A 21,912-nucleotide genomic window follows, 5' to 3' on the forward strand; every position below is an offset into this window, starting at 1 on the left:
GGGTGCGGATCAGGCCGCGCGCCGATCCTCCGCCGGTTCCGCCCCGTCCTCCACCAGGGCGCGGTGCAGCGCGCCCACGGCGGTCTCATAATGATCGACATCGACGATGAACTGGACGTCGACATTGCGGATCTGGTGCTGCATCGCGACGATCGGCACATGGGCATCGGCCAGCGCCTGCAGGGCATCGGGCACCAGCCCCGGCCGGGATATGTCGCTGCCGATGACCGACACGATCGCCACCGGCTGGGCCGATATGGCAGCGTCGGGATAGCGCGCCTGCAAATCCGCGATCACCCGCTTGACCGTCGCCGCATCCGCGGACAGATAATGGGTGATGGTGTTAGCGTTCGACGCCTTGCTGACGATCCAGGCGCCATGGCGGGCCAGCGCGTCCAATATCGCCGCGTCATAGCCTTTCACGCCGACCATATCCTGCTCGAAGAACTGAAGCGCCTGCGCATGGCGCACGCCGGTGACGATCTCGACGCGCGGCGTGTCGGACACATAGGCGCCGCAGATCAGCGTCCCGCCATCTTCCCGGTCGAATGTGTTGCGCACCCGCAGTGGAATGTCGGTCTGGCGCAGCCCCCGGCCGGCGCCGGGATGGATCGCCTCCATCCCCAGATTGGCAAGCTGGTCCGCCACATCATAATTGGTGCGGCCGATCTTGCGCGCCTTGTCCGTCCCCACCAGGCGCGGGTCGGCGCTCGACAGGTGAAACTCCTTGTGGATGATCGCCTCGCGCGCCTTGGTCAGCACGGCGATGCGTGAAAAGGTCATTTCCGAATAGCCACGGGCATAGAGGCGCACCATGCCCTCGCTGCATCCGGCATAGCCGGTGACGATCGGCAGGGTGGTGGAAAGGTCGATCGGCGCGAACGCCTGGCCGATCCGGTCGTCCAGTTCGCGCATGTCCTGCTGGTCCCACAGGGTCAGGTCGACAAACTGCGCATTGACGCCCCGGTCGCGGAGCAGCAGCGCGGTCGAATGCGCGCTATGCGCTTCGCCGAGACCCGCCAGCAGTTCGCGCACCGTTACCAGTTGTTCCTTGACGCAGAAGCGACCATGGCTGCGCAGCCGCGCCAGATCGTCGAGACAGGCGGCGACCGCATCGATCCGCATGTCGACAAAGGCATTGGCCTCCGCCAGCCGGTCGGCGCGGACGAACATCGTCGCATTGCGCTCCCGCATGGCGCGGCGCACCGTCTCCATCGCCTGGCGCCAGCCATCCGCATCCTCGTCCGCCACGAAGCGGGCATAGACACCCGGTTCGCCGCTTTTCTTGTGCTCCAGCAGCAGGTCGGTCATGCCGGCATAGGCCGACACGACGAAGATGCGATGATAGAGATCCGCGCCCTTGCGGCCGGCGATCAGCACATTGTCGAACAATGTCGCGGTCGCGGCCATGGATGTGCCGCCGATCTTCTCGACGCTATGCAGGCTGCTCATGCCAGCGCCTCCTGCATCAGGGGGCCGGTGACCGGAGCGATCAGTTCCGGTTCGCCGCGCGCAGCGATGAAGGCGGGGCGCGGCCGGTCGACACCAAAGGGCGCCTCCAGCCGGTTGGACACCGCATTATAGACCAGGAAGGCATTGGCGCGCGGGAAGGGCGTGATGTTGCCGTTCGACCCGTGCATGATGTTGCAGTCGAAGATCACCACCGATCCGGGCTTGCCGGTCGGCGCGACGATGCCATGATGATGCGCCAGTTCGGCCAGGCTATCCTCGTCGGGAACGCCATATTCCTGGCGCTTGAGCGACTGGCGATAATGGTCCTCGGGCGTCTCGCCGACGCAGGTCAGATATTGGCGATGCGATCCGGGGATCAGCATCAGCGGGCCGTTATGCGGCGTGTTTTCCGCCAGCAGCACCGACATGGACAGCGCGCGCATGCGCGGCATGCCATCCTCCACATGCCAGGTCTCGAAATCGCTGTGCCAGTAGAATTCCTTGCCCTGGAAACCGGGTTTATAGTTGAGCCGTGACTGGTGGATATAGACATCGTCACCCAGCAGGAAGCGGGCCACGCCGGCCAGGCGACTGTCCGCCGCCAGCCGCTCGATCACCCGGCTCTGGGCATGGATGCGGAAGATGGAACGAACTTCCTTGCCGCCCGGTTCGGTGATCACCGTTTCGGCTTCCAGCGCATCGGGATCGGCCAGCAGCTTGCGGGCCTCGTGCTGGAGGAAGGCGACTTCCGCGTCGGAGAAAATGTCTTCCAGCACGAGATAGCCGTCGCGGTCGAAGGCATCGGCCTGGTCGCGGCTGATCGGCGCGCCTGCGCTCCAGTCGGCATGGACGACCGGATCGTGGCGCGGCAGGAATTCCGCCATGTCGGCATGGCGGGACGGGTAGAGGTCTTTCATGGGACTCCCCCTTTTTCAATCTAAGATAATAAGGGCGTGGCTGGCTCGGGCAGCCCCCAAGCCAGAGCTTGATCCGTTCATACTGAATCGGATCAAGCTCCAATTTTCGTTGTTGTCCGCATTTTCCGAGTCAGCAGATGTGGCCATCTGCTTTGAAAATGCTGGAGCGTCACGCATCAGTCGGCCAGCGCAGGCTCGCGCGCGGCGCTGATATCGGCGGGATAGGCGCCATTCTCGTCATGCACTTCCTTGCCGGTGACCGGCGGATTGAAGGTGCAGGCGCACAATATGTCGGTTTCCGGCCGCACGATATGCTGGTCATGGGCATTGAGCGCATACATAACGCCGGGCGCCAGCTGATGGGTGATGCCCGTGCCCAGATCCTCGATCGTGCCCGTGCCCTTGAGCACCAGCACCGCCTCCAGATGGTTCTGGTAGTGCATGTGCAATTCCTCGCCCGCGTACATGGTAGTGACGTGGAAGGAAAAGCCCATATTGTCGTCCTTCAGCAGAAGGCGGGCACTTTCCCAGCCCTTGGACTTCACATTGCGGTCGGACTTGCGGATGTCCTGAAGCTTGCGAACGATCATGTCTGAAATCTCCTCTTATTCTGCGGCGACGCCATAGGTGACGGTCAGCGCGGACCGGATGCTCTCCTCGAGAATGTCGAGGCCGGCCGACAGCACGGCGTCCTCGATCACGAGGGGCGCCAGTATCTTGACGATCTCGTCATGCGCGCCGCTGGTTTCGATGATGAGCCCCTGCGCAAAGCAGGCGGCGGTGATGGTCTGAGCGACTTCGCCCGATCCGACGTCGATGCCGCGCATCATGCCGCGGCCGCGCGTCGACAGGCCATGTTCGGCCGCCATCGCGTCCAGCCGCCGTTCCAGCAGCGCGCCGCGACGGGCGATATCCTGTTCGAACTGCGCATCGCCCCAGAAATGGCGCAGCGCGGCGGTGGCGGTGACGAAGGCATGGTTATTGCCCCGGAAGGTGCCATTATGTTCGCCCGGCGCCCATTGATCCAGTTCCGGACGGAACAGGGTGAGCGCGAAGGGCAGGCCCATACCCGACAGCGACTTCGCCATGGTGACGATGTCGGGGGTGAAGCCCATGCCTTCGAAGCTGAAGAAATTGCCGGTGCGGCCACAGCCGGCCTGGATGTCGTCGACGATCATCAGCGCGCCATGGCGCCTGGCGATCTCGGCGATCCGGCGCAGCCATTGCGGCGAGGCGGCATTGAGGCCACCTTCCCCCTGCACCGTCTCCACCAGGATGGCGGCCGGCGCATCAAGGCCGCTCGACGGATCGGACAGGCGCCGTTCCAGCAGGTCGGCGGTATCGACATCGGGACCATGATAGCCGTCATAGGGTTCATGGGCGACATGGCTGAGCGGCACGCCCGCGCCGCCGCGCTTGGCGGCATTGCCGGTGCAGGCGAGCGCGCCCAGCGTCATGCCGTGGAAACCGTTGGTGAAGGCGATCACCAGTTCGCGACCAGTGATCTTGCGCGCCAGCTTGATCGCGGCTTCGACCGCATTGGTGCCGGTCGGCCCGGTGAACATGGCGCGATAATCAAGCCCGCGGGGACGCAGGATCACATCCTCCAGCGTGGCAAGGAAGTCGGCCTTGGCATCGGTGTGCAGGTCGAGGCCATGGGTGATGCCGTCGCCGGCAATATAGTCGACCAGCGCGGCCTTCAGGACCGGGTGGTTGTGGCCATAATTGAGCGTGGAGCAGCCCGACAGGAAGTCGAGATAGCGGCCGCCCTGATTGTCGTGCATCCACACGCCTTCCGCGCGGTTGAACTGGCGCGGCATGGCGCGGGCATAGCTGCGCACGGCGGACTCGCGCCGCTCATAAATGGCCGTGTCGGGCATGGCACTGGTGGGTTTGGGCTGGGTCGTGACGGTCATGCTTTTCAATCTCCCTCAACTCTGTGCCAGGGTCGGCAGCGGGCCGATGCGCGCCTGCCATTCGGTGGCGTGGGCGCCGGCAAAATGGGCCTGTTCTTCAAAGCGGGCGGTCTTTTCGATCCGAACGCCCCACCGCCGCGCCAGCCCCTGGAACAGGGCCCAGGAGGCGCGATTATCGTCGGTGATGGTCGTCGTCAGATGGGTGACGCCGGCCTGCGCGGGCCGGGCCAGCAGCGCCTCGATCATGCGCCCGGCAAGGCGCTGGCCACGCGCGGCGGACGACACCGCGACCTGCCACACGAAAAGATTGTCGGGCGCTGCCGGCGGGCGATAGCCCGATACCCAGCCGACCACCGCACCGCCGCGCTCGGCGACGATGCAGTTGTCGGCAAAGTCCGTGCATTGCAGCAGGTTGCAATAGGCCGAATTGGGATCAAGCGGCGGACAGGCCGCGATCAATCCGCTGATGGCTGGCCCGTCCGTGGCGACGGGCTTGCGTAAGACGATGTCCTGCCCCTCGCCCGATCGAGAGCGCGCAGAAGCCCGTGGCGGCGAAGCAGCCGCTGTAGCTTGGGAATCGAAGATTGTTCATCTCCCGAATTATATTTTACTCGGAGAAGCAGATTCTCCGGCGAGACGGGCGGTTATATGCCGATCATCAGCGCCATCTTCAACCCCGAAGCCGAAATTATATTTCACATGATGAAGTATATGGTGAGGAACTTTTGGGCCCGTTGGCGCTTTGCGGGACTTCGCGCTATGCGCCTTCCCATGGATTCCGAAATCGCCTCCCTGACCCTGCGCGCGCTGCGCCGCGTCCTTCGCGCGACCGAAATCGGCAGCCGTCAGCTGGCGACGACGACCGGGCTCACCCCCTCACAATTGCTGGTGCTGCGGGAAATCGACACGCGCCTGTCCGTCACCCCCTCCGCCGTGGCGCAGGCGTTGCAATTCAGCCAGGCGACGATCACCGCGATCGTCGACCGGCTGGTCGCGCTCGGCTTCGTCCAGCGCCAGCGCGGCGAACGCGACAAGCGCCAGATCCACCTGACCCTGCTACCCGCCGGTCGTGATGCCCTGGCCGACGCCCCCGACCCACTGCAGAAGCGCTTCACCGATCGCTTCGACGCCCTGCCAAGCTGGGAACAGGCCATGATCCTCGCCGCAACAGAAAGGCTGGCGATGCTGATGGACGCAGATTCGATCGACGCCGCACCGCTGCTCGACAGCGGCCGGATCGACCGGTCCGAGCCGCTTTGACGCCCCACTGCGCTCCGCCGTCAGCGTCTCCCCCTCATGGTCTATGCATAGATTCCCTATTCCACGCATCGTCTGCCCTTCGGCCGCCGGTCAGGAATCGCTGTCAGTTGCCGCTTCGATCCGTTAGGAGGGCGCGATGAACGGGGTTATTTGCATGTTGCGCCATTCCGGCCGCACCTTCCTGATTGCGGGATCGATGGCCATCGGCACTGCTGCGCCTGCGCAGCAGGCCGCGCATGGCTCGCTGCTGGTCGGCGCGGTGGTCGTGCAGCCCTGCCGCATTTCCAGCGACCAGGCTGCTGGAAATTGCGGACAATATCATTATCGCATGGTGAAATCGTCCAGCGACAACGGAACAGTCGTCTCCCTTCGCAGCGGCAATATGGATCACAGCCGGCAGGACGACATCCTGTCCTATGAATTCTGACGGACCGATCCGTTATCTTGCGACGAAGGCGATTTACGCAAAATATTGGTAAAGCCGCCTTTTGCCCAAAAGCGCGTTATTAACCGACATTGACGATACTCCCTCCATCAAAGCTTGAGGTGTTGGAGGACACATGTTTCGTTTCAAACTGGCCGCATCCCTCGCAGCCGCGGCCCTGCTCACGGGTCTTGCAGGCACGGCCCAGGCAGCCACCACCACCACGACCTTCCCGGTTACCGCAACCGTGATCAAGGCCTGCGTCGTGTCGGCCACGGCGCTGGCGTTCGGCAATTATGACCCGACCGCGACCGGGCCAACCGACGCCACCTCCACCCTGTCGGTTCTCTGCACGGTCGGCACCACCTACACGGTCGGCCTGACCGCGGGCACGGCATCGGGGGCGACCGTGACCACGCGCAAGATGTCGAGCGGAAGCAATCTGCTGAGCTATGCGCTGTATCAGGATTCGGCGCATACGACGAACTGGGGCAACACGCCTGCGACCGACACCGCCGCCGCGACGGCGCCGGTCGGCACCAATGCCCTGACCGTCTATGGCCGGATCACGGCCGGCCAAAATGTCCCGATCGGTTCCTATAGCGACACCATCACCGTCAACGTCGTCTATTGATCGATCCGGAGCGAGGCGGCCATGCCCAAGATGTTCGCACGACGCGCGGCAGCGGCCCTGCTCGCCCTGGCACAGCCAACCACCGCCTGGGCCGCGACGCTGAAAATCTATCCGGTCCTGGTCGCGCTTGACGACAAGACCCCGGTCGAGACGATGACGATCGAAAATAGCGGCGATGCGCCGGCCCGCATGCAGGTGCGGGTCGTGGCATGGCGGCAGGATAATGGGCAGGATCTGTTCGAGGAAACACGCGACATCCTGGCCAATCCGCCGCTGTTCGAAATAGCCGCAGGCGGGCAGCAGATTGCGCGCTTCGGCCTGCGCACGGCCGCCACACCGACCGAGAAAAGCTATCGCGTCTTCCTGGAGGAAATCCCGACCGATCGCCCGACCGCCGCTGGCGAGATCCGCACATTGCTGCGCGTCAGCATCCCCATATTCGTGACCGCGCCCGGTGCGCAGGCATCCCTGGCGTGGCAGCTAACCGCCACCAATGACAGGCAGCTCACGCTGACCGCACGCAATGAAGGCAGCGCGCATGTTCACCTCAATCGCCTTGACCTGAAGCGGGCCGACGGCACCGCATTGGCGACGAGGCAGGAATCGATCTACATCCTTCCCGGCGCGACACGCAGCTTCCTGTTCGACATGCAACGACCGGTGGGCGGCGGAGAGAAGCTGACGCTGGAGGCGGCCACCGGCCAGCGCAGCCTGACCGCAGAGCTCGTCCTCCAGTCGGCATCCCATGCCGGTGGGACGCGCTAGCACCCTTCTTGTCCTGCCCTGCGTCGTGGCCAGTTGCGGCATTGCCAGCGCGCAGGACAGCGCGCCGACGACAGGCGCGGTTGCGACGACGGCGGATGCGACGGCGCCCACAATGATGCTGGCCTCGGTCACGCTCAACGGCCGGCTGTTGCCAGGCGACTATCTGCTTGCGCGACGCGCCGGCGCATTCCTGGTGCGCGTGAAGGATCTGGCCGCCTGGCGGATGCGCCCGCCGACGGGCACGGCAGTGCTGATCGATGGCGACGCCTTTGTCGCGCTATCCGCGCTCGGCGGCGTCGCGGCCGCCTTCGACGAGCCCAACCAGGCCCTGTTGCTGACGGTGTCGCCCGAAGCCTTCGAAGCGACCAGCGTTGCGCCGGCCAGCGCCGTCGCCGCGCCCAGCGACAATATGCTCGCCGCCTTCCTCAACTATGACATTTCTGCCGAATATGCCGGCAAGGCGCGCCTGGGCGCCTTCGTGGAGGCCGGGCTGTCCGATGACTGGGGCGTGGTGTCGAACAGCATGCTGCTGGGCAACGGCACGGTCTATGGTCGGGCGACCCGGCTGGACAGCTATTATCTGCGTGACGATCCGATCAACCTGACGCGCCTCGTCATCGGCGATGGCGTAACGGATGCGCGCGACTGGACGCGGCAGATCCGCTTTGGCGGCGTGCGCTTCGGCACCGAGTTCGCCCTGCAGCCAAGCCTCCTGACCTTTCCGACCCCGTCCCTTGCCGGCAGCGCCGCCGTGCCGTCGAACGTGGAGCTGCTGGTGAACGGCACCCAACGCTTCCAGACCGATGTCGGCCAGGGGCCCTTCTCCATCAATCAGGTGCCGCTGGTCACGGGCGCCGGCCAGGTGACGCTGGTCATCCGCGATCCGCTGGGTGTAGAGCGGCGCGTCACGTCCAGCTACTATGTGAGTTCCCACCTGCTGCGCGCGGGCCTGGCGTCCTGGTCTATGGAGGCAGGAGCCGAACGGCGCGGCTATGGGCTGCGCAGCTTCGGCTATGACAATCCCTTCCTGGCCGGCACCTATCGCCGCGGCCTGACCGACCGGCTGACGATCGAGGGACGGGCCGAAGCCAGCGCCGACGTCACCATGGCCGGCGGCGGCGTCAACATGATCATCGTTCCGATCGGCGAGATCAGCCTGGCGGCAGCGGGATCGACGAGCCAGGCCGGTGAGGGCCTGTTGTATCGGGCAGCCTTTGCCCGCAACGCGCCGACCTGGAACGTCGCTCTCAGTTACCAGCGGGCGTCGAACCGCTATCGCGAAATCGGCGTGGAGCGTGCCAGCGAGCGGATCGTGGAACAGGTGCAGGGCTCTGCCGGATGGAGCCTGGGCACGATGGGCACGATCGGCGCATCCTATACCAGCCTGACCTATGCCGACAGCCAGTCCGCCCGCGTCCTGTCGGGCAATTACAGCCTGTCCCTGCGCGACAAGGCCTTTGTCAGCGCCTACGCGATCCGCAGCCACTTTTCGGAAAGCGGCCATGAAAACAGCATCGGCTTCAATCTGACCATCCCCTTCGGCCCGCGCAGCAGCGCCTATCTCCAGGCCGATCGGGGTGGCGTGCGGGCGGAAATGCGCAGCACTCCGCCGCAAAGCGGAGGCTGGGGCTATCGGGCGGCGATTTCGACCGGCAGCAATGCGCAGCAACAGGGCGAGATTCTGTGGCGCGGCAATGCGGTGGAGATGACCGCGCAGGTGGACCGTGCCGGCGGACAAACCGGTTGGCGTGTCACCGGCCAGGGCGGGCTGTTGCTGGCCGATGGCGCGCTGTTCCCGACCCGCCGGGTGGAAAGCGGCTTTGCCGTGGTGCGCGTGCCCGGCCAGGCAGATGTGCGCATCTATCAGGAAAACCGACTGGTCGCGCGGACCGACGCCCGTGGCATGGCCGTCATTCCCGACCTGCGCCCCTATGAAGTCAATCGCCTCAGCATCGCGGCGGCGGACGTGCCGATCGACATCCGAATGCCCAATGACCAGATCAGGGTGGTGCCGCGCTACCGGGGCGCCGTCAGCGCGCGTTTCGTCGCGGTCCGGGAGCATCCGGCGACATTGCGCATCGTCATGCCGGACGGCGCGCCGGCGGAAATCGGCGCCAGCGTCACCGCGGAAGATGAAAAATCCTTTGTCGGCAACGACGGCGCCGTCTTCATCCGCAGCCTTCATCCCGGCATGATGCTGTCCGTCGATACGGGGGACGGCCCCTGCCATGTTCGGGTCGACGCCGTGCCGGACGAAATGCTACCAGTGATCGGGCCGCTGACATGCGTGCCATAAGGAGGATGAGGATGCGCACTGGCCATGCCCTCTACGCCGTTGCGGTCGCGCTGGCGGCCCTGTTCATGGCGGCCCCCGCGCAGGCGGCGTGCGATCCCCTGGCCCTGTGCACCTGCACCGTATCGGCAAGCGGCCTGAGCTTCGGCAATTACAACCCGGTCGCCAGCGGGGATAATGATTCATCGGGAACGGTGCGCGTGCGCTGCTCGCTGGTGGTCGCGCTGGGCGGCAGCTACACGATCCAGCTGAGCAAGGGGACATCGTCCACCTATGCGCCACGCGTCCTGACCAGTGGCGGCTCGACGCTCGCCTATAATCTCTACACCAGCAATGCGCGCAACCAGGTCTGGGGCGATGGGACCGGCGGATCGCAGACGGTGACCAGCAATTTCATTGCGCTATTGAGTCTGGATCAAACCACGACCGTCTATGGCCGTATCCCGGCCGGGCAGAATGTCCCGCCCGGCAGTTATTCGGACACGGTGCTGGTCACGGTCATCTTCTGATCAGGCGACTCTGAACAGCGCCTATTCATTGGCTGCCAGGGAATAGCCATGGCAGGTCTGCGCGTCGAACTGGGTGGTCGTGATGCAATCGCGGCCGCGCTGCTTGCTGGCGTAAAGCTGGCGATCGGCTTCCGCCATCCACAGCTCGGCGGGCAGGTCGGCATGGCAACGGGCACTGGCGACGCCGATGCTGACGGTGATGAAGGGGCTGACCTGCGACTGGGCATGGGGAATGTTGAGCGACTGGATCTGCAGCCGGATTTCCTGCGCAACCAGTTCTGCCCCCTGGGGGTCCGCGCCGGGCAGGATGCAGGCGAACTCCTCGCCGCCATAGCGCGCCGGCAGGTCGGTCGCGCGCTTGACCGCGCGGGTCAGTGCGGCGCCGACCATCGCGATGCAGCGATCCCCGGCGGGATGGCCATAGGTGTCGTTGAACTGCTTGAAGAAATCGATGTCGAGCATGATGACCGACATCCATTCCCCGGTCCGGGTCAAGCGCGCGCTTTCCGCCTGCAGCGACCGTTCCATGTGGCGACGATTGCTCAGGCCCGTTAGCGCATCGGTGACGGCCAGCGTCGCGAGCTGATCGCGCAGGCGCTTGAGTTCGACATGGTTGCCGACCCGCGCGCGCAATATCGCCGGCTGGATCGGCTTGGTCACATAGTCGATCGCGCCCAGCGACAGGCCGCGCATCTCATCTTCCGTATCGCCAAGCCCGGTGGTGAAGATGATCGGTATATCGACCAGCATGATGTCCGCCTTGATCTGGCGACAGACTTCGAACCCGTCGATGCCCGGCATCAGCACATCCAGCAGGATCAGGTCGGGCTGCACCGTGCGTGCAATGTCCAGCGCCTGCTGGCCCGACGTGGCGAAGCAGATCTCATAATCATCCTCCAGCACGGCGTTCATGATTTCGATGTTCGAAATCTCGTCATCGACGATCAGGATGGTGGCCTTGCTCATGATGTCGCTCCTGCCGGATCGATCGACCGGCCTGCTGTGCCCGCGCCCGGCGCATCGATCAGCGCGAGGGCGGTTTCATAATCCAGTTGCTCCAGCGCCCGCTGAACGGGATGGCCGGAGCGCTGATCGGGCGTCAGTCCCATTGCCTGCGCCAGCCGCTCGAACCCGGCGCGGGCGCTGAGGCTCCGGCGCGCGAGCAGCCCGCGCAACTCGGTGCGCGCCTGTTCGACCGCGTCATCATCCTGGACGGTGACGATCGCAACGTCCGATGCCTCTGCCCCCGCCGTCAGGCTGCGCGCGGCGGCGATCGCTGGTGCTATCGCCACCTCCAGATCAACGATCGCGGCCAGCGCCGGCCCGGTTTCGCCCGCCGCCAACATCCGTTCGATGTCCGACGCGATCTGCTGGACGCCGGGCAGTTCCAGCGATCCGGCCACGCCCTTCAGGCTATGGGCCAGGCGCCGCGCATCGGGCAGCAACCCTGCCGCCAAATGCGCCCGCAAATCCCGGCCAACATGGTCATAGCTGTCACCGAAGGTGACGATCAGCTTGCGCAGCAGCCCGGTCTTGCCATTGACCCGCGCCAGTGCGGCGGGCAGGTCGAAGGGCGGCAGCCGATCGGGCAGCGACGAACTGGCAACCGGCGGTGCCACTGTCGGCGCCACTTGCGTGGTCACTCGACCCGCCTTCAGCCAGCGATCCAGCACCCGGACCAGCACCGGCGGCTCTACCGGCTTGGCGATATGATCGTTCATGCCCGCGGCCTTGCAGCGCTGCTTTTCCTCCTCATAGGCATGGGCCGTCATGGCGATGATCGGCAGATCCTCGGCGTTCCATTGCTCGCGGATGATGCGGGTGGCGCTGATGCCGTCCATTTCGGGCATCTGCACGTCCATCAGCACGGCGGCATAACCGGCCCCCTTCTCGCGCACCATGTCGCAGGCGATGCGGCCATTTTCCGCGAAATCCACCTTCAACCCGGCATCGTCCAGCAGTTCGGCCGCAATCTCGCGGTTGATCTCATTATCCTCGACCAACAGCACGCGCAGCCCGCGCAGCGCCTCGGCCACCATCGGCAGGGCGGGCGTGGCCGAAGCGGCGACATGAACGACGGGCGCATGTTCCTCGGCGAAGATCTCGGTGATCGTATCCAGCAATATCTTGGGCACGACCGGCTTGGTCAGGAAGGCGGCAACCTTGTCGGTATCGACACCCTGCAACAGATCGTCGGCGCCATAGGCGGTGATGATCAGCGCCTTGGGACAGGGATGCCGCAGCGCTTTGGCGCGCAGCGCATCGACTGTTTCCATCCCGTCCATGCCGGGCATCTTCCAGTCGAGCAGGGCGAGGTCATAGGGCTCGCCCCGTTCGTCGGCATGTTCGATCGCGGCGATCGCCTCGCCGCCCGACGCCACCAGGTCCACCGCCATGCCCCAGCCGGCAAAGACGTCATGGATGATCTGGCGCGACGCCGGATTGTCGTCGGCGGCCAGCACGCGCAGCCGGCGGACATGCGCCGACATCGGCATTTCCAGCCCCATCGCCCGGTCGTCCGCATCCATCAGCATGTGGCAGATGAAGCTGCTGCCCTGGCCGGGTGCGCTTTCGACCGCGATGTCGCCGCCCATCTGCTCGACGATCTGGCGACAGATGGCGAGGCCAAGGCCGGTGCCACCGAACCGCCGCGTGGTCGAACTGTCCGCCTGGGTGAAGGAATGGAACAGCGATTTCTGCTGCTCGGGCGTCATGCCGATGCCGGTGTCGCGCACCGTCAGCTGCAGCCGCACCCGGCCATTCTGCTCGGACGCCGACAGGCCGATGGTGACGGTGCCTTCCTCGGAAAATTTGACGGCATTGCTCATCAGGTTGAGCACCACCTGGCAGAAGCGCATTTCGTCGCCGATAAGCCGCTCGGGCACATCGGCATCGACCCGCGAGACGAGCCTGACCTGCTTCGCCTCGGCATTGGCCGCGACCAGCTGGATCTGGTTCTCGATCGCGCTGCGCAGGGTGAAGGGATGCGCCTCCAGCGTCAGCTTGCCCGCTTCATTTTTCGAAAAATCGAGGATGTCGTTGATCAGCCGCAGCAGCGACACGCCAGCCTGGTTGATCTTGCCGATATAATCCTGCTGCTTGGGGTCGAGGTCGGTCCGGGCGACCAGATGGCAGAAGCCCAATATGGCATTCATCGGCGTGCGGATTTCATGGCTCATATTGGCCAGGAACAGGCTCTTCGCGCGATTGGCCTCCTCCGCCTCGCGGGTCCGTGCCTCCAGCGCCTGATTCTTGGCCAATATCTCCTCGCCCATCTTCTGGTTGCGCTGGAAACTCTCGACCAGCTTGTCGCTCAGCCAGACCAGCACCGCCGTCTGGAAGGCGACGATGCCGGCATGCAGCAGCACCCGTTCCAGATTGCCCTGCCCCGGAAACACCGCATAGGGCAGAAGATAGAGCAGCAGCAGATGATGCAGCGCCGTCGCCGTCGCCGCCGCCAGGATGGCGCGCTTGTCGCACCAGGCGATGGTCAGCGCCAGCATGGCGAAGAAATACATGTGCATGTCCATCTGCCAGGCATGGCCGCGCAGCAGGAACAGCAGGATCGCCGGCTCGCCCATCAGTGCGACGGCGGACAGATAGCGGGTTGCAGGGGCGATCCCCTGGCGCCACCAGGTCAGATGATAGGCCCCCGCCAGCAATGTGCCGCCCAGCGCCGCCGCGATCGGCGAATGGCCCGTAAGCAGGGCCACCGTCGCCAGCAACGGCACATGCGCCCAGAAGAGCGGCACGAGGAAGCGACCGAAATGGAAACGCAGCTTGTCCAGCTCGATAATCATGATGTCTGCCCCCCCGGCAATGGTTCGCCGCATTCGATCCGCGACGGCGTCGCGATCACGCCCCAGGCCCCCGCCCTGCGCAACGCCGCCGCGAAATCCGGCCGGTTCGACCCGGCAATGATGATGTTGGACAGGCGCCCCATGCCGACCAGCCCCCCGTCGGCCGCCCGCACCAGGTTGATCGCCTCGGCCCGCGACGCCCCCCAGGGCGCGATCACCAGATAGCGGCCCGAACCGCTGCCGCTCATGATCCAGGCGGCCGCCAGCCCGACCAGCCCCGCCAGCAACAGCAAAGCCGCAGGCAAATAGGCGGACATGGCGCAGGACGCGTCCATGCTGCCCGCGCGCGCGGGACGGTTCAAACCCTTGAGCAACCCTGCCTCATCCATCGCATTATTAGGCCATGGAAGCATTTTACAATGGTTAAGAGGCCTTTGCCTGTTCTGTTCGCAAAATGATCGCCTGCCTTTCTCGACATGGCCAATATTTACATATGAAATTACAGAAAACGGGCTTGGATTGGCGGCATAATTTACAAGTTATACGTCAACCGCGCGCTCTTTTCTGCAATTCCGGCATCGGCTTGCCCGGCTCGCCCGAACATGGCATCTGCGCCGGCCGAACCCATATTTTTGCCGGACGAGCCCCTGTCTATGGTCGTGTGCAACGCTGCGCCCGGCCCTTGGAGGCGCTTCTCCGGCATCGCCGAGGACAATGCGCCAGCCTGCCCGTCATCCGTCCCTGTCCGACCATCAGCGCACCGGCGATGTCTCCATCGCCGCGACCGCACCCGATCGCGCGTCCCGCCTGGCGGCGCATGGTGCCGCCTGATGCTGTTCGGCCAACTCCATTCCGATATCTTCGCGCTGTTCGCCGGGTCGAACCGCTTTCTCTACGAGCGCGTGCTGATCGGCCTCTATGAAGGCTTCTACCGTTCCGACCTGCATTTCCCGACCCAGGGCGAGGTCGTCCAGCTGATCTATACGCTGCTGGGCGACAATGCGGAGCTGTGGCGCGAGGATGAAAGCCCGGTGGTGCTGGACAAGCTGGCCGCGCGACCGGGCCGCCGCGTGCGCCGGCGCAAGCTGGAAGCCGCCGACGCGCAGGCGACCAGCGCGGCGATGATGCGCGCCCGGCATATCTACAACCGACTGCAGGCAACCGGCTGGATCGAGGAAAGCCGCTATGGCCTGAAGGTCACGGTCGACATGCCGGCCGGCGCCATGCGCCTGGCCGAATTTCTCTGCAGCTTGCGCGAAGGCCTGTCCGACCAGCTTGGCGGCCTTGTCATCCAGGTGAAGAACGAGCTGGAAGCCCTGCAGCGCAATGCGCGGGAAAATGCGCCCGGCCTGCACAAGGCGGCGCGCGACGCCGCCAGCTTCGGCCGCTATCTGCGCAGCGTGCTGAGCGCGCTGCGCGACATCGACAAGCGGGTGGTGGAAAGCGACAGCGTCGGCCGCCGGCTGCGCCATTATTTCGAGGATTTCGTCGAGAAGCTGCTGCTGCAGGATTATGCGGCCATCTCGACCACTTCCCACCCCTATCGCTTCCGCCATCGCATCTTCACCGCGCTGGACGCGATCGAGGATTCGATCGCCGACGTCGCCGCCATCGCCGAAGCCTATAATGAGGCCCGACTGGCGCCCGATCCGTCTGCCGCCCGCGATCTGGTCTATGACGATCTGCACAAGGTGCGGCGCGTGTTCGACCAGATAGAGGAGGCTTTCGAGCGCATCCAGCAGCATCGCAGCCGGCTGGAGACGCGGCTGCGCAACACCGTCCGCTATGCCGGACGGCGCGGCAACAGCTTCCTCCAGCGCAGCGAGCCGATGCTGCTGCAACTCGATCGGCTGCTCGCCCGGACGGATGGACAGGATATGGCGCCGTCCATGTCCGGTCTGCTGGAACCGCGCCGGTCCTACTGGTCCCCCGCCCTGCTTGCTCGGCCGCGCACCTATCGTTCGACGGTTTCGGGCGGCCTGCTGGTCCTGCCGCCGCCCGATCCCCTGCGCGAATGGCGCAAGCGGCTGGACCGGGACTATCTGGCCCGCCTTGCCGTCACGCCCGAACAGGTGAGCCGCTTCCTCGAACGGCGCGTGGCGCCCTTCGGATCGGGCGAGGCCAGCCGCTTCGCGATCGAGACGGTCGATGATTTCCTGACGCTCGAAGCGCTGCGCCTGTCCGTGCTGGCCGCCGATGCCGACGGCCGGGGCAATACCATCGCCAACCATCTGGCGCCCCATTTCCGCTTCTCGGTCGATACCGGATCGACCATCGACAATGACTGGCTGCACTGCGCGGGCTTCACCGTCTCGCGCATCGGCGATGCCGTGACCCCAGAGATACAAGATGCTCAGTGAATTTCAGACCCTGGAGGCGCGCGATCCGCGCCGGATGCACCGCGTGACCCAGGCGATCAGCCAGTTGCTGCGCCATCAGTTCCTGCATGTGCAGGATCGCGGCTCATCGGCGCTGCTCGAAGTCCTGCTCCGCCCCGAGGTCGAGCGGCTGGTGGCGGATTATTTCGAAGTCGCCGGCTACCGGCTGGTGGTGCGCGAAAGCGAGGGCTGGGCCGGCATCCTGCCCGACACCGAACAGATCGGCCATCCGCGCATGCGGATCGACGAGACGCTGGTGCTGCTGCTGTTCCGCCGATTGTGGGAAGAAGGCATCCAGGAAGGCGATGTCGAACGCTATGGCAGCGTGATGGTGACGCTCAACGCCGCCTATGACGCCTATCAGGACATGGTCGCCCGCGCCCGCCGCGCGACGCTGGGCATCAACGAGTTCAAGGCACTGGTCACCGCACTCGACCGCCGGGCGATCGTCCATATGGGCGACATCGACGACGAGATGGAGGACATGCCGATCACCATCCGCGCGCTGATCGCCACCGTCGCGGGCGAGGAGTTCATGGCCCATCTCGAACAATTGCTGGCCGGCGGCGACTATCAGGAAAGCGAGACGGAGGAGCCCGTCATCGATCTGGATGACGCCGACGAGGAGGAGGTCGCATGATGCAGCTTGCCCATATCGCACTGGTGCAATGGCATCTGTTCGGTCGCGAGAACCTGGCCGTCGGCGGCGACACCGCCGTGCTGGGCCAGAACCGCTCCGGCAAGTCGACGCTGATCGACCTCATCCAGGCGGTGATGACCGGCGGTTCGCGGCGCTGGTATCAGTTCAATCGTTCCGCCGGCGAAACCGGCAGCCGCAAGTCGGAACGCACTCTGCGCGGCTATTGCCTCGGCCAGCTCAACGAACATGAATTTCTGCGCCAGGAATCCGTCACCCACATCGTGCTGACGTTCGACGACCCCGACGGCATGCGCCCACCGGTGAGTGTGGGCCTGTGCGTCGAGGCGTCCGCGATCGAGGATGCACAGGTGGTCGGCCGCTATATCGCGCCCGGCGTGCGAGTGGATACCGACCTGCTGATCGAGCATCTGGATGGCGGGCAGCAGCGCTCGGCGCCCTGGAGCCTGGTGCGCGAACGGCTGGAGCAGGCCTGCGCAGCGGCCGGCACCCAGCTCATTCGCCCCGACGGCCCGCGCAACCATATCCGCGAATATATGCGCCAGCTGTTCACCGGCCGGCGCCACAGCGATCCGGATCGCTTCATCCGCGCCTTCGTCATGGCCCTGTCGTTCGAGGATATGCGCTCGGTCGAGGGCTTCGTGCATAATTTCCTGCTCGCCCGGAACGACATCGACATCGGCGAACTGCGCGAGGGCATCCAGCGCTATCGCGACATCCAGAAGGATGTGCATGAGCTGGAACGGCGGCTCGACGCGCTGCGGGCGCTGGCCGAACTCGTGTCGCGCTTCGTCACCTTGCTGGAGCGGGAGGATGTCGCCCGCGGCACCGCCCGCCTCGCCGCCATGATCGAGGCGGGCGCCGCGTTGATCGCCAATCTGCGCGAACGGCGCGACACGCTGGCGGAACTGGACGACATCCAGCAAGACATCGGCCGCTGCGATGCGGAGATCGCGGCACTGGGCGATCGGCAGGACAGCCTGCTCGCCCAGTCCGTGGCGGAGGGTGCTGCCGGCAAGCGTGCCGTGGTCGCCAGCGAACTCAAGGCCGTGGACCTGGCCCGCACCGGCGTCGTGCAACGGCTCGAAGCCCGCTTCCGCGCGGCCGCGCTCGGCGCCAGCCTGCTCGACCATCGCGAGCGGCTTGCCCCCCTGAAGCTCGGCGCCCTGTTCCAGGCGCTGGAGGCGCTGCGGCAGCAGAGCGACGGGCTGGAGCCGCCGACATGGCCGCGCGATCCGCTGGCGATGGAGTATCTGATCGCCACCGCCCGCCGCAGCGCCATCGATAGCGTCGCCAAGATCCAGGAACGGCGCGACCAGGCGATCGCCCAGCGGCGTGGCCTGCAGGACGAACTGGCCGATCTGGTCGCGCGCCGCGACAAGGCGCGCGCCGGCCAGGTGAGCCTGGATGATCGCACCATCCGCCTGATGGCAGCGCTGGAGCGGGAGAATATGCGCCCGCGCACGCTCTGTCAGGTGGCCGAAATCGTCGATCCGCAATGGCGCGAAGCGGCCGAGGCCCTGCTTGGGCGCGACCGCGAGGCGATCCTGGTCGATCCCGAACATGCGTCCCGCGCGGTCGAGATCGTGCGCGCCAACCGTGACGGCTTCCGCGGATGCCGGGTCATCAACAGCCGCCGCCTCGCCGAACAGCCGCCCGGCTTCGACACCGATTCCCTCGCCACCGTCTTTGCCAGCGACGACCCATTGGCGATCGCCTTCCTGCGCTTCCGCACCGGCCAGGTGCGCCTCGCCGGCACCCAGGCGGAATTGCTGGCGGGCGGCCGCGCGATCATGCGCGATGGCGCCTATAATAGTGGCATCGTGGTTGAGGTGCTGCGCACCCGCGACCTCAAGATCGGCCGGGCCGCAGCCCCGCTGATGGAGGCCGAACTGCTTGCCCGGATCGAGGATCGGCAGGCGCTGATCGCCGTCCATGCCGAAACCGAGCGGTTCCACGATGATATTCATCGCAAGCTGCTGCCGCTGATGGCCGATGTCGATCCGGCCGACCGGCTCGACCTGCTGGTCGCCGCGATCGACCAGCATGAGGAAAGCCGCACCGAATTGCAGCACCGGATCGACAAGATCGCGATGACGGTCGATCCGGCGATCCAGCACAATCTGGACAAGGTGAAGCTGCAACTGCGCAGCGCTACCGAGGAAAAGGAAGAACTGATCGGACGGCGCGGCCAGCTTGGACAGGCCAGGATCGAAATCCAGCGGCGGCTGGATGCGGGCGATGCCCAGCCCGGCTCCTGGCTCTGCCTGCGCTCGCGGCGCGCCCTGTTCAAGGATCGGGTGCGCTCATCGGCCAGCCTTTCGATCCTGCGCGAGGCCTATCGCCAGCAGCGCGGACGTCCCCTGCCCCGACTGGTGCAGGAGATGATGAAGCGCGCGGACGAGGCCCGCGACGCCTATCAGGCGTTGCAGGGCGAAATTCGCGAGACGCTGGGCCATTACCGCGCCGATTTCGACAATAGCGCGCCCATTGCCCTGCCCGGCGCGATCGCGACCGAAGTGAAGCCCTGGCTCGCCGCCAATATCGCGGCGCTGGAGGAAAATGAGCTGATCCAGTATCGGCGCCAGGCCGACGAAGCCGCCGAGCAGATCGGCCAGCTGTTCCGCACCGCCTTCATCCATGAGCTGAACGCCCGCTTCAACGATCTGCGTTCGGAGCTGGACAACCTCACCCGCGCGCTGCGGATGCGGCCGCTCCATGGCGAGATCTACACGCTCCATGCCCGTCCCAAGGAGGAATTTGCAGCGCTCCACCGGCTGGCGCGCGAGAGCGAGCATGACGAACTGACCTTCGACGCCCTCTTTGGCCGGGCCGCCCCGCGCGACGCCGAACATGCCCAGGCGCTGGCGGAGGTCGAACGGCTGCTGAGCGACGAGTCCCTCGATTTCTCGGCCTACCAGGATTACCGCAACTATTTCACCTTCGACCTGCGCATGGAGGATGTGAACAAGGGCCGCACCACCAGCTATGACAAGCGCAAGGGCACGGCGAGCGGCGCGGAGCGGCAAGTGCCCTATTATGTGGTGATCGGCGCGGCGCTGGCCAGCATCTATCATGGCGCGCGCCGGCAATATGAGCGGTCGGAACTGGGTCTGGGCCTTGCCGTGTTCGACGAGGCGTTCAGCAAGATGGACGGCCCCAACCAGCGCACCCTGCTCGAATTTTACGACGATATCGGGCTGCAGGTGGTGATCGCTGCGCCATCGGAAAAGCGCGCGGTCGTCTATGAAAATCTCGACAGCGTGATCGACGTGTTCCGCCATGGCGACAATGCCAGCGCCGAAGCCGTCCGCATCAAGCCCCATGCCCGCACCCAGATGCGCGCCGCCAACCCGCAGCATCTGGACGATGCCGCGCTGGCCGAACGGCTCGATCTCTTCGCGCTGGACAGCACGGAATAGGAAAGACCGGCTTCAGGGGCGCCGTCCCGCGCCCCTGAAGCCGCCATTCGATCAGGGGCGGGTCGCCGCCACGCGGATCACGCCCACGCCCTTGACCGTCTCGATCTTCGTGCCGAACGGCACGGACAGGCGCTGCAGCCGTTCCAGGATGCGCGCACCGGTGGTGGCGTCGGCCAGGTGCGGCACGCCCTTGCCCGCGCCCGTCGCATTGACGCCCAGGTCGACGGGATAGAGGCGGATTTCACTCAGCTGCCCATCCTTGTAATGGCTGACCGCGATCACCGTTTCATAGAGGTTGGGATCGCCAAATTCCTTCGCGCCGCGCGCCTGCAGCAGCTCGGGCGCGGTCACGCTGCCCGGCGCGATGCCGAACTGGTCGTACATGTCGGCCGGCAGGTCATCCAGGCTGTTGTTCATCATCGCGAAGTTGCCGAGCGAATAGAAGATCGGCTTGCCCTTGTAGATCTCGATCCCGCGCAGCTGGTGGGGGCCATGGCCGACATAGGCATCCGCGCCGGCATCGATCGCCTGATGGGCCAAGCCCTGGGCGAAATTGGCGGGCGTCTGGCTGGCATTGCCGGGCTCATGATTATGCAACGAGAAGACAGCGAAATTGCCATTCTGCTTGGCCTGGCGCACGGCCAGCATGTTGGCGGCAACATCCTTGGCATTGAGATCATATTCGATCGTCATCGGTGCGGTCGGGGTTGTCGTCGCCCGATATTCGCGGCCCTTCATCTTGACCGGCGCACCGGCCTTGGTGCCCGCCAGCCGGGCGATCGTCGCCAGATCGGTGTCGGACACCAGGCCGACCTCGATGCTGCGGATGGTGTTGGCGCCACCACGGCCGGGCACCTGGCCCAGCGGATCGGAGGCCGGCGACATCGGCGTGAAGCTGGTGGTGGCCGACACCAGCCCGACGCGGCCATGCGGCCCGTCATAATAGGCCGGGGCGCGGGCCGCGGTCATCGAACGGCCGGTGCCGGCATGGACGATATGGGCGCCGTCGAGCAGCGCCAGCGTATCATACAGCCCCTCCACGCCCCAGTCGGTGGCGTGGTTGTTGGCATGGCCGACAATGTCGATGCCCATCTTCGCCACATCGGCCGGGACGGCGGGATCGGCCAGCATCCAGGTGCCGCCCGACTCCGCCTGAGGCGAGCCCTTGAAGGTCTTGAGGTCGAGCGCGGTCGTCTCGAAATTGCCGAAGGTCACGTCCGCGCCGCGCAGGATGCGCAGCATGTCGGGCGACTGCTGCTCGATCGTCGCCAGCATCGGCCGCAGATAGATGAGGTCGCCCACCGCCGCGAAACTGAAATCACCGGCGATCGGGCTGGTCGGCACGCGGCTGGTCGACAGCTGGCCACCGCTTTCCTCTTCCTCGGCATGGGCTGCGATCGGCGCGGTCAGCATCAGCGCGGCGCCGGCCAGCGACAGGCCGCGCACCGCGCGGCGGCGAAGAATCTTGGACAGCATCAACGGAC

General features: G+C 65.5%; 18 protein-coding genes. 9 read left to right on the forward strand and 9 right to left on the reverse strand.

The window, feature by feature from the left end; all coding sequences use genetic code 11:
• Nucleotides 1–9: 9 nt before the first annotated feature.
• The 5 genes from A0U87_RS05175 to ectA form a co-directional block, all read right to left on the reverse strand.
• Nucleotides 10–1,452: an aspartate kinase gene (locus tag A0U87_RS05175; protein WP_048938480.1), complete on the reverse strand. Its 1,443-nt coding sequence runs from the start codon at nucleotides 1,450–1,452 to the stop codon at nucleotides 10–12.
• Nucleotides 1,449–2,369, reverse strand: a complete 921-nt coding sequence (thpD, locus tag A0U87_RS05180) for an ectoine hydroxylase (RefSeq protein ID WP_048938479.1) — start codon at nucleotides 2,367–2,369, stop codon at nucleotides 1,449–1,451. Before thpD ends, A0U87_RS05175 begins: the two co-directional genes overlap by 4 nt.
• A gap of 176 nt (nucleotides 2,370–2,545) precedes the next feature.
• Nucleotides 2,546–2,959, reverse strand: a complete 414-nt coding sequence (locus tag A0U87_RS05185; protein WP_004208301.1) for an ectoine synthase — start codon at nucleotides 2,957–2,959, stop codon at nucleotides 2,546–2,548.
• Nucleotides 2,960–2,974: 15 nt separating this feature from the next.
• Nucleotides 2,975–4,285, reverse strand: coding sequence for a diaminobutyrate--2-oxoglutarate transaminase (gene ectB, locus A0U87_RS05190; RefSeq protein ID WP_048938478.1), 1,311 nt, complete (start codon nucleotides 4,283–4,285; stop codon nucleotides 2,975–2,977).
• A 15-nt stretch (nucleotides 4,286–4,300) separates the two neighbouring features.
• Nucleotides 4,301–4,792: a diaminobutyrate acetyltransferase gene (gene ectA, locus A0U87_RS05195; RefSeq protein WP_080993638.1), complete on the reverse strand. Its 492-nt coding sequence runs from the start codon at nucleotides 4,790–4,792 to the stop codon at nucleotides 4,301–4,303.
• Nucleotides 4,793–4,933: 141 nt separating this feature from the next.
• Here ectA and A0U87_RS05200 point away from each other — a divergent pair, with 141 nt between their 5' ends.
• The 6 genes from A0U87_RS05200 to A0U87_RS05225 all read left to right on the forward strand — a co-directional run bounded on the left by A0U87_RS05200 (nucleotide 4,934) and on the right by A0U87_RS05225 (nucleotide 10,170).
• The gene (locus tag A0U87_RS05200; protein ID WP_048938476.1) at nucleotides 4,934–5,545 is read left to right on the forward strand and encodes a MarR family transcriptional regulator; all 612 of its coding nucleotides are present in this window, start codon (nucleotides 4,934–4,936) and stop codon (nucleotides 5,543–5,545) included.
• A 136-nt stretch (nucleotides 5,546–5,681) separates the two neighbouring features.
• Nucleotides 5,682–5,972: a hypothetical protein gene (locus A0U87_RS05205; RefSeq protein ID WP_234415726.1), complete on the forward strand. Its 291-nt coding sequence runs from the start codon at nucleotides 5,682–5,684 to the stop codon at nucleotides 5,970–5,972.
• Between the two features lie 133 nt (nucleotides 5,973–6,105).
• The gene (locus A0U87_RS05210; RefSeq protein WP_004208307.1) at nucleotides 6,106–6,603 is read left to right on the forward strand and encodes a spore coat U domain-containing protein; all 498 of its coding nucleotides are present in this window, start codon (nucleotides 6,106–6,108) and stop codon (nucleotides 6,601–6,603) included.
• A 21-nt stretch (nucleotides 6,604–6,624) separates the two neighbouring features.
• Nucleotides 6,625–7,368 carry a fimbria/pilus periplasmic chaperone gene (locus A0U87_RS05215; protein WP_048938474.1) on the forward strand — a complete coding sequence of 248 codons (744 nt, stop codon included), beginning with the start codon at nucleotides 6,625–6,627 and terminating at the stop codon, nucleotides 7,366–7,368.
• Nucleotides 7,369–7,480: 112 nt separating this feature from the next.
• Complete coding sequence (locus tag A0U87_RS05220) at nucleotides 7,481–9,664, forward strand: fimbria/pilus outer membrane usher protein (protein ID WP_048938499.1); 2,184 nt, start codon at nucleotides 7,481–7,483, stop codon at nucleotides 9,662–9,664.
• A gap of 11 nt (nucleotides 9,665–9,675) precedes the next feature.
• The gene (locus tag A0U87_RS05225) at nucleotides 9,676–10,170 is read left to right on the forward strand and encodes a spore coat U domain-containing protein (protein ID WP_048938473.1); all 495 of its coding nucleotides are present in this window, start codon (nucleotides 9,676–9,678) and stop codon (nucleotides 10,168–10,170) included.
• Between the two features lie 21 nt (nucleotides 10,171–10,191).
• On the opposite strand, the gene A0U87_RS05230 is transcribed toward A0U87_RS05225, so the two are convergent.
• From A0U87_RS05230 to A0U87_RS05240, 3 genes are read right to left on the reverse strand one after another with little or no spacing between them, the layout of a single operon-like run.
• Nucleotides 10,192–11,136 carry a diguanylate cyclase gene (locus tag A0U87_RS05230; protein ID WP_037507622.1) on the reverse strand — a complete coding sequence of 315 codons (945 nt, stop codon included), beginning with the start codon at nucleotides 11,134–11,136 and terminating at the stop codon, nucleotides 10,192–10,194.
• A complete protein-coding gene (locus A0U87_RS05235) occupies nucleotides 11,133–13,970 on the reverse strand; it encodes a response regulator (RefSeq protein ID WP_048938472.1) in 2,838 nt (945 codons plus the stop codon). Before A0U87_RS05235 ends, A0U87_RS05230 begins: the two co-directional genes overlap by 4 nt.
• Nucleotides 13,967–14,287 carry a hypothetical protein gene (locus A0U87_RS05240; RefSeq protein ID WP_010338507.1) on the reverse strand — a complete coding sequence of 107 codons (321 nt, stop codon included), beginning with the start codon at nucleotides 14,285–14,287 and terminating at the stop codon, nucleotides 13,967–13,969. The genes A0U87_RS05235 and A0U87_RS05240 overlap by 4 nt, the downstream gene beginning before the upstream one ends.
• 513 nt (nucleotides 14,288–14,800) lie before the next feature.
• Here A0U87_RS05240 and A0U87_RS05245 point away from each other — a divergent pair.
• From A0U87_RS05245 to A0U87_RS05255, 3 genes are read left to right on the forward strand one after another with little or no spacing between them, the layout of a single operon-like run.
• Nucleotides 14,801–16,330, forward strand: a complete 1,530-nt coding sequence (locus A0U87_RS05245) for a Wadjet anti-phage system protein JetA family protein (protein WP_122928252.1) — start codon at nucleotides 14,801–14,803, stop codon at nucleotides 16,328–16,330.
• Entirely contained in the window at nucleotides 16,320–16,988 is a 669-nt protein-coding gene (locus tag A0U87_RS05250; RefSeq protein WP_048938469.1) for a DUF4194 domain-containing protein, read from the forward strand. Before A0U87_RS05245 ends, A0U87_RS05250 begins: the two co-directional genes overlap by 11 nt.
• Nucleotides 16,985–20,428: an SbcC/MukB-like Walker B domain-containing protein gene (locus A0U87_RS05255; protein ID WP_137405273.1), complete on the forward strand. Its 3,444-nt coding sequence runs from the start codon at nucleotides 16,985–16,987 to the stop codon at nucleotides 20,426–20,428. Before A0U87_RS05250 ends, A0U87_RS05255 begins: the two co-directional genes overlap by 4 nt.
• Before the next feature lie 51 nt (nucleotides 20,429–20,479).
• Here the strand turns inward: A0U87_RS05255 and A0U87_RS05260 are convergent, their stop codons facing one another.
• On the reverse strand, nucleotides 20,480–21,904 hold the full coding sequence (locus tag A0U87_RS05260) for a CapA family protein (RefSeq protein ID WP_048938467.1): 1,425 nt from the start codon (nucleotides 21,902–21,904) through the stop codon (nucleotides 20,480–20,482).
• Nucleotides 21,905–21,912 lie beyond the last annotated feature (8 nt).

Source organism: Sphingobium sp. MP9-4, from assembly GCF_005281675.1.
GTDB classification, from domain to species: domain Bacteria; phylum Pseudomonadota; class Alphaproteobacteria; order Sphingomonadales; family Sphingomonadaceae; genus Sphingobium; species Sphingobium yanoikuyae.

What these genes read in the sequence shown, in the direction of transcription:
- A0U87_RS05210 (WP_004208307.1), top strand. Translation starts at nt 6,106, where the DNA reads ATGTTTCGTTTCAAACTGGCCGCATCCCTCGCAGCCGCGGCCCTGCTC.
- A0U87_RS05225 (WP_048938473.1), top strand. Translation starts at nt 9,676, where the DNA reads ATGCGCACTGGCCATGCCCTCTACGCCGTTGCGGTCGCGCTGGCGGCC.
- A0U87_RS05220 (WP_048938499.1), top strand. Translation starts at nt 7,481, where the DNA reads ATGATGCTGGCCTCGGTCACGCTCAACGGCCGGCTGTTGCCAGGCGAC.
- A0U87_RS05215 (WP_048938474.1), top strand. Translation starts at nt 6,625, where the DNA reads ATGCCCAAGATGTTCGCACGACGCGCGGCAGCGGCCCTGCTCGCCCTG.
- thpD (WP_048938479.1), bottom strand. Translation starts at nt 2,369, where the DNA reads ATGAAAGACCTCTACCCGTCCCGCCATGCCGACATGGCGGAATTCCTG.
- A0U87_RS05245 (WP_122928252.1), top strand. Translation starts at nt 14,801, where the DNA reads ATGCTGTTCGGCCAACTCCATTCCGATATCTTCGCGCTGTTCGCCGGG.
- A0U87_RS05235 (WP_048938472.1), bottom strand. Translation starts at nt 13,970, where the DNA reads ATGATTATCGAGCTGGACAAGCTGCGTTTCCATTTCGGTCGCTTCCTC.
- A0U87_RS05185 (WP_004208301.1), bottom strand. Translation starts at nt 2,959, where the DNA reads ATGATCGTTCGCAAGCTTCAGGACATCCGCAAGTCCGACCGCAATGTG.
- A0U87_RS05205 (WP_234415726.1), top strand. Translation starts at nt 5,682, where the DNA reads ATGAACGGGGTTATTTGCATGTTGCGCCATTCCGGCCGCACCTTCCTG.
- A0U87_RS05175 (WP_048938480.1), bottom strand. Translation starts at nt 1,452, where the DNA reads ATGAGCAGCCTGCATAGCGTCGAGAAGATCGGCGGCACATCCATGGCC.
- A0U87_RS05240 (WP_010338507.1), bottom strand. Translation starts at nt 14,287, where the DNA reads ATGTCCGCCTATTTGCCTGCGGCTTTGCTGTTGCTGGCGGGGCTGGTC.
- ectB (WP_048938478.1), bottom strand. Translation starts at nt 4,285, where the DNA reads ATGACCGTCACGACCCAGCCCAAACCCACCAGTGCCATGCCCGACACG.
- A0U87_RS05255 (WP_137405273.1), top strand. Translation starts at nt 16,985, where the DNA reads ATGATGCAGCTTGCCCATATCGCACTGGTGCAATGGCATCTGTTCGGT.
- A0U87_RS05230 (WP_037507622.1), bottom strand. Translation starts at nt 11,136, where the DNA reads ATGAGCAAGGCCACCATCCTGATCGTCGATGACGAGATTTCGAACATC.
- A0U87_RS05250 (WP_048938469.1), top strand. Translation starts at nt 16,320, where the DNA reads ATGCTCAGTGAATTTCAGACCCTGGAGGCGCGCGATCCGCGCCGGATG.
- A0U87_RS05200 (WP_048938476.1), top strand. Translation starts at nt 4,934, where the DNA reads ATGCCGATCATCAGCGCCATCTTCAACCCCGAAGCCGAAATTATATTT.
- A0U87_RS05260 (WP_048938467.1), bottom strand. Translation starts at nt 21,904, where the DNA reads ATGCTGTCCAAGATTCTTCGCCGCCGCGCGGTGCGCGGCCTGTCGCTG.